The organism is Paraburkholderia sp. RL17-373-BIF-A (genome assembly GCF_046030175.1).
GTDB lineage: Bacteria > Pseudomonadota > Gammaproteobacteria > Burkholderiales > Burkholderiaceae > Paraburkholderia.
In genome coordinates this window covers 1-5,832 of record NZ_JARESO010000139.1, presented here as the reverse complement: position 1 = coordinate 5,832, position 5,832 = coordinate 1, and the positions used below count along the sequence as shown (strand labels likewise).

6 protein-coding genes and 2 pseudogenes are annotated in these 5,832 nt (G+C 55.1%); 3 read left to right on the top strand and 5 right to left on the bottom strand.

The window, feature by feature from the left end; genetic code table 11:
* Positions 1-378: 378 nt before the first annotated feature.
* From P0D80_RS48295 to P0D80_RS48285, 3 genes are all read left to right on the top strand, one after another.
* Positions 379-1,551, top strand: coding sequence for a hypothetical protein (locus tag P0D80_RS48295; RefSeq protein WP_408295371.1), 1,173 nt, complete (start codon positions 379-381; stop codon positions 1,549-1,551).
* Positions 1,552-1,944: 393 nt separating this feature from the next.
* Entirely contained in the window at positions 1,945-2,334 is a 390-nt protein-coding gene (locus tag P0D80_RS48290; protein WP_408295368.1) for a hypothetical protein, read from the top strand.
* Positions 2,335-2,593: 259 nt separating this feature from the next.
* Positions 2,594-2,974 (top strand): hypothetical protein, encoded by a 381-nt coding sequence (locus P0D80_RS48285; RefSeq protein ID WP_408295365.1) that lies wholly within the window; start codon positions 2,594-2,596, stop codon positions 2,972-2,974.
* Between the two features lie 252 nt (positions 2,975-3,226).
* On the opposite strand, the gene P0D80_RS48280 is transcribed toward P0D80_RS48285, so the two are convergent.
* The 5 genes and pseudogenes from P0D80_RS48280 to P0D80_RS48260 form a co-directional block, all read right to left on the bottom strand.
* Positions 3,227-3,451, bottom strand: coding sequence for a hypothetical protein (locus P0D80_RS48280; protein ID WP_408295362.1), 225 nt, complete (start codon positions 3,449-3,451; stop codon positions 3,227-3,229).
* Between the two features lie 83 nt (positions 3,452-3,534).
* Entirely contained in the window at positions 3,535-4,038 is a 504-nt protein-coding gene (locus P0D80_RS48275; protein WP_408295359.1) for a hypothetical protein, read from the bottom strand.
* A 131-nt stretch (positions 4,039-4,169) separates the two neighbouring features.
* A pseudogene (locus P0D80_RS48270) lies at positions 4,170-4,388 on the bottom strand (hypothetical protein); the annotation flags it as partial.
* A gap of 56 nt (positions 4,389-4,444) precedes the next feature.
* Positions 4,445-5,161, bottom strand: a complete 717-nt coding sequence (locus P0D80_RS48265) for an IS6 family transposase (protein ID WP_408295373.1) — start codon at positions 5,159-5,161, stop codon at positions 4,445-4,447.
* A gap of 54 nt (positions 5,162-5,215) precedes the next feature.
* Positions 5,216-5,832: pseudogene (locus P0D80_RS48260) on the bottom strand (Tn3 family transposase); the annotation flags it as partial.

The window sequence follows — 5,832 nt, the reverse complement described above, 5'->3', positions numbered from 1 at the left end:
GATGGGCTGCACAGATCTGAATAATCGCACCAGGTGCCGACGATTCTGCGTAGCGGTAGCGGTAATTCGGTGTCCGTGAAAAACTCGCAACGAGTTGTCTGTAATCTTCTTCATGGTGGTCGGTGCCGGCTCCCGCCGGTTCGCTGGTTGGGCCTTGGACAAGCAACATTCCCAGCTAACCGCCACCGCCTTCTCAAATTTCCACCGCGCCCGCGTACACCAATTTCGACAATAACTCGGGGCCACCCACCAAATAGAACGCTCTCTTCACTGTCCGCCATTCCGTGAAAGTCCGCAACGACATTGAAATGTATCTCGCTGAGTTCGACGCTAGCATTTGATGCAATCGGCATAGTGAGGATTAGGCTCCATGCTCGAATGCCGGAACTTGATACGAAGGCACGCGGAGCGTGCGCTCGGGCTCTTCAGTATTTGTCGGATTTGACGAACTATTCAACAGTCGAGCTTATGTCAGGGAATCTGATTACGCGAAATACGTTTTCGAGAATTTTCGAAAATTATCCCAAGAAAAATGATAGCGAAGACATCGCATCTTCAGAATTCGTCGCGCGGGGCATGAACTCCGGTGGTGTTGGAGATATCAAGGATTTGCTCTTGTCGTTGTTGACATTCGGAATCTACTGTTTCATCAAGACGGATCTTCTGGAGAAGAAAAAGGCGGCGATTGAGCAGGCTCTGATAGACGTTCATTCGAAACTGAATAAATTTCCCGACGAGAATGTTAGCGTAGAAGTTGACGGGAATATTCTGCGAATCGAGCAACGCGATCTTGAAAATGGGTCATCCTCGCTTTGTGTATTATTTAATAATAACCACATAAAAACAATTGAAGGGTTGACTCTTAGCCAGTTCAAACGTCATCTGGAAATGGATATCGCCAGGATTGGATATGACGGTTGGACTGCCGAACCGGAGGAGGTGGTGCGAGCCAGACGGGCCATGGCTATCAGCTTAGGTGGACATTGTTCAACGATCGTTAACGACGTTATTCTCAAGTCGAACACGCGAAATTATGCGACCCATGGTAGAACACCACAGACTACGACCTATGGCAAAGTGGTGAATTCTCTGCGTAGTAATCGCAATCATGCTTCTAGGGTCGAAACCGCAGTATTGTCCGTGGCTGATTCATTCAAGTATTCATGTGGAAATTGCCTCGAGATGGCATTCACGGCCGCCGCCCTTGTGCAATTGAGTGCCGAGAAATTTCTGTCTGCGCGTGGACTGAACGACGTCGAGATACATGTTGAAATATACATTACAAAGACAAACGGGGATCACGGTTTTTGTGTAGCAAATTTTGCGGTCGAGGGTCAGGTGTATCGGATTGCGATTGATCCATGGGCGCAAGTATCGATGTCTTATGATGATTACGTTAGGTACGTGACTACTTATCCATCCCCTCCTTACACGCGGGTGGATTCGACGTTTGGTGTTTGTCGAGAGTGGACCGAAGCAGTAACTTCTGACGATTTTAAAAATTCTACCGGGGAAATTTTTGCCAAGTACGGCATTGAATTGTCCCGGTAATCTGGGCTCTGTTCGGAAGGGTCCGGGTTCCCTCACGAGAGCGTTCTATCTGGTGGGGTCAAGCGCTGAGCGCGAGGTTTGCGCCGTTGGTGGAAAAGCCGGGGTACGGCTTTGTTCGGCAGGGTAAGCGCCCGGTAGCGTCCAACGGTTCTTTCGTTTCCTGGACGTACCTCACGAAAATTTGCGAAATTTTCCGCAGATTCGCGAGTGCGCGTTAGCGCGAGCAAGATCAGCATGCAGATGCGCGCGCTGTCCTACTCGCGCCCATTCGGGCAATCAGATTGCCTTGGCGGTTCGATATTGAAGTTGAATGCAGGGAGAACAATGATGTCAATAGTAACATCCAATACGATAAGACGAGCTTTCGTTGGTGAGTATTCTGCGACTTCGGAGATGAAGTCAAACATGGTCAAGGATGGGGCAAGTTACGGTAATGTGGGCGGAGCGAGGGACTTGCTTCTCTCGATTATAACATTCGGAATTTATGCCCTTGCCAAATCGTCCAAGATGGATCAGAAAAGAGCGGCGGTCGAAGCGGCCATAATAGGGCTTAGCAACCAGCTACCGACAGATGGTCCCATCATTTTCACCAGGGTCGAGGGTAAAGTGCTGAGCATTACAGAGAACATTAATAAGGATGGCGGGACTGATTTGGTGATTGCGTATCATGGCAAAAACGTCGGCCTGATTCAGAATACGAAGTTTACGGCGTTCAAAGAACAGCTGGAGGCGGAAATTACTCTTATGTCGAAGTCGAATGAGCCCGATCCGCATGTAGTGTAGTAAGGCTTTGTTCGGAAGACCCGGCGTGACCAGGACACGTCTGATGGCGCAAGGGAAGGCGTGGGAGTAAAAGGGGTGTCGTGAAGAACGACGGGCTCCCCATGGCGGACAAGACGAAACTGCAGAGCGGCGAGGTGCGCAGGCGCGAGAAGCCGGGCTACCGTGTCACCAATGCGCGAGAACTGCGCCTCGACACGAGCGCGCAGGCCATATCCATATTAGGAATGCATATTGTCCCTTTTCCTTGCAGAAACCACTTTTGCATGCCAACGCCGTAGCCGTACACGACCTTACCCGAATTCAATCGTGCGGCCTCGACACCATTCGACGGAGCCAACCCGAGCGATTCAACGTCGAACATGACGGTTCGCGTCGGCATTTCATCGATCGGAATGTCCAGCAGAACAGCACACTCTTCTTCGGATGCAGCGCACACCGCGCGCGTCACCTTCTCGTGAATAGTTTCACACCCAACCATTGCGATTTCCTCACCTCAATTTTCTGCGGCACACCGGGTTACGCGATCGGTTATCAGTCGAACGAGCAGCAGCGCATCTGTCAGGTCGCTTACTTCCACGTCGTCACCGCCCGAGTCGCGGGCGGCGATCTTGTCGGAGTCCATGCGAGGAACGTGAAGTGAACCTCGTTACCGGCGTTGTCCCACCAATCGAATCCAAGGTATTCGACACCACAATGCCGGTACGGCATCAGTGAGAATTCGCGTTTTCCGCCAGTCAGCGCGGCAAGCACGACTCTGGATGCCGCGTCGATAAACACCACCGCTTCCGAAGACGGGGTGACACTGCCGCCAGGGGTTGCTTCGACATGAATTGTTCGTTTGCGCATGTTTGTCAGTAGAAAGGCCGGCCACAGAGTGGCCGGCGTGAGGTACTTACTGAGCGGGATGTGCCTGCTCTGCCAGGCCAGCCTGAATGGCCTGCAACGTCTGCAATTGCTGGATCTGCGTCACGTGAATCGCCATCAGCAGTTGGGTATTTGCATCGACCGTTGGTGCTGGCTTCTGTTGCGCATCGATCTGCGCCTGAGCCTGCTGCACCGTGTGCACAGCCTGATCCAGGCTGGGATGGATCGCCAACACCCGGAATTCCCTGCGCATGCGCGGTACTGATGGAGAGCGCAGCATATGCGGCGGCGTAAAGGATTCGTTTCTTCATTCTGGTTGTCCTTATAGTCGAGAAATTACCAACGCACGCGCTGCTGGAACGTGTTGTCGATGTAGACATCGATCGCGCGCGGGTTCTGCGCCTTCTGCCACTGGATTCGATCGAAGACGTTGACGGTCTGCAGGTCGTCGTTCATGTATGAGCCGATCGTGTACGAGCCGACCGGTGAACCGACACAGGCCCGCATGCCCGAGGTGCCTGACGCCTGCGGTGTTCCGGCGAGGACGTATCCGCTGCCACCGGCTGACCAGACAGGTGATTTGCCGGGCTTCTTCTGGCCCTCCACGACATAGAGCCCCGTCGCGGCCGGCTTGAGTGGATCGGGGCACGGATCATACGGGTCGGAGACCGGATTCGCGTGAGCGCTACCATCGTTGCCGTCAGCGAGATCGCACGACGGGAACGGTCGACCGTGATCCAGATCGTCATACAGCTGGGTGATCGGCGGCACGCATTCCGAGACGCCCTTCGGTCCGCCGTTGGATGCGGGATTCGCAAGGCACAGCAGCACCTTGGCCATTTTTGCCCATCCCCCGAAAACAGAAAATCCCCTCCAAACCCTTTCCAGGCATGGATTCCAGCGGCATCTAGCCGCAGGAATGGCCGGGTGGCGCAGAGCGCTTTCCGACGAACGCACGGAAATGCCCCGTCCTACGTGCCGGTCATGGCGCGAGGCGGCAGCTTCGCTACCGGTGAGATGGGCGTCGTGAACGAAATAGGTTCGAACAGCGCCTCAAGGTCCTCGGCGGAGAACTTGACGGCGACCGCAGCATCCTCGGACAGGATGGCGTCGGCGAGCGCTGCTTTCTGCTCCTGCATCGCAACGATTTTTTCCTCGACGCTGCCCGCCGTAATCAGCTTGTAGACGAAGGTTGTGTCGCGATAATGGCGGCAAGGCAAGAAAATTCCGCGATGACAAGGAGTCCTTACGCCACCAACGAATAGAACTGGGCGGCAGCGGTTTGGGGGACGCCGTTGTCCTTCATCTGGCCTTTCCTGATCATATGCATGGTCTCAATGCCTGACAGGATGATGCGGGCACACCGGAAATCCTTGAAGCCCATCATGGGCCTGGTTCGGCGTTTGATCGCCCGATGATCCTGCTCTACGATGTTGTTCAGATACTTGACCTGCCGGACCTTGATGGGCGTTTCCCGCTCGGCGTTGATGGCCTGGAGGGCGGCCAGATTCGCCCCGCTTTTATCCATGGTCACGGTCTCGGGCGTCCCGTTCCGATCAATGGCTTTCTCGAAGTAACGGCGTGCTGCCGCCTTGTCGCGATGCGCCCGCAACAGGAAATCGACCGTATTGCCGGCCTTGTCCACCGCGCGATACAAGTACTTCCACTGGCCGCCCACCTTGACGTAGGTTTCATCCATCCTCCAGCTCTTGCCGACCGGACGTTTGTGCTTGCGAAAGGCCTTCTCGAACAACGGTACGAGTTTGATCACCCAGCGATGCACGCTCGAATGGTCGACCTCGAAACCCCGTTCGGCCATCATTTCCTCGAGATTTCGCAAGCTCAGCGAGTAGGCCACATACCACCGCACGCACAGAAGTATCACGTCCAGAGGATAGTGCAGGCGCTTGAGTACCTTCGCTACGCCAGCAGGCAGGGCTTGTCTCGCAGTCGACTTCGTCATCTCACGCTTCACTTCGGGCAAATATCAACTTCGATTTTACTCCTACCCCTTAGCGCGACAAAACCTGATCAGATCGTCCTCGAAGCGGCGGAACTCGGTGCTGTCGTTGCTGAACACATCGCCCGCCTCGAGCGCGTTACGCAGCAGGCGATAGACGAGAAATTCGTAGCGATCGACGTCGAGCTGTTTCTTTTTCCCGGCCTCCGTGCGATACAGGTGCGGTTGCAGGTTCTTTGGAATGAACGCAGTGGGAAACGCAGACGGCTTGCTCTGCCGGGGCGATTTGCCATTGCGTAACAGTTCCTGCAGAAAGGCAACGGCCCCCAGCAACGGCGCGTCTTCGACGCGGCCGGCGAACTCGATGCCGGCAAACAGATGCCGGAGATTGCGTTTGATGGTGGGCGACAACGCGGTGTAGTGCGACCATTCGAAGCCGACCTTGTCGAACGCGACGTTGCGCATGTAGCTGGAGACCGGCTCGAAACGTTCGGGTGGGAGCAGTGCGAAGGCCTTTTTTCTGACGCTGGCGAACGACGCGTTGCGCGGGATTGAGTCGTCGACAAAGAGATGGAGAACCTGGCCGGCGGCCTTCAGATGGGTGCTGGCGTCGGTGAGCGCGCTTTGCGCGGCCGCCTCGGCGACCTCGCGTGCCGATTGCTCATACTGGTCGT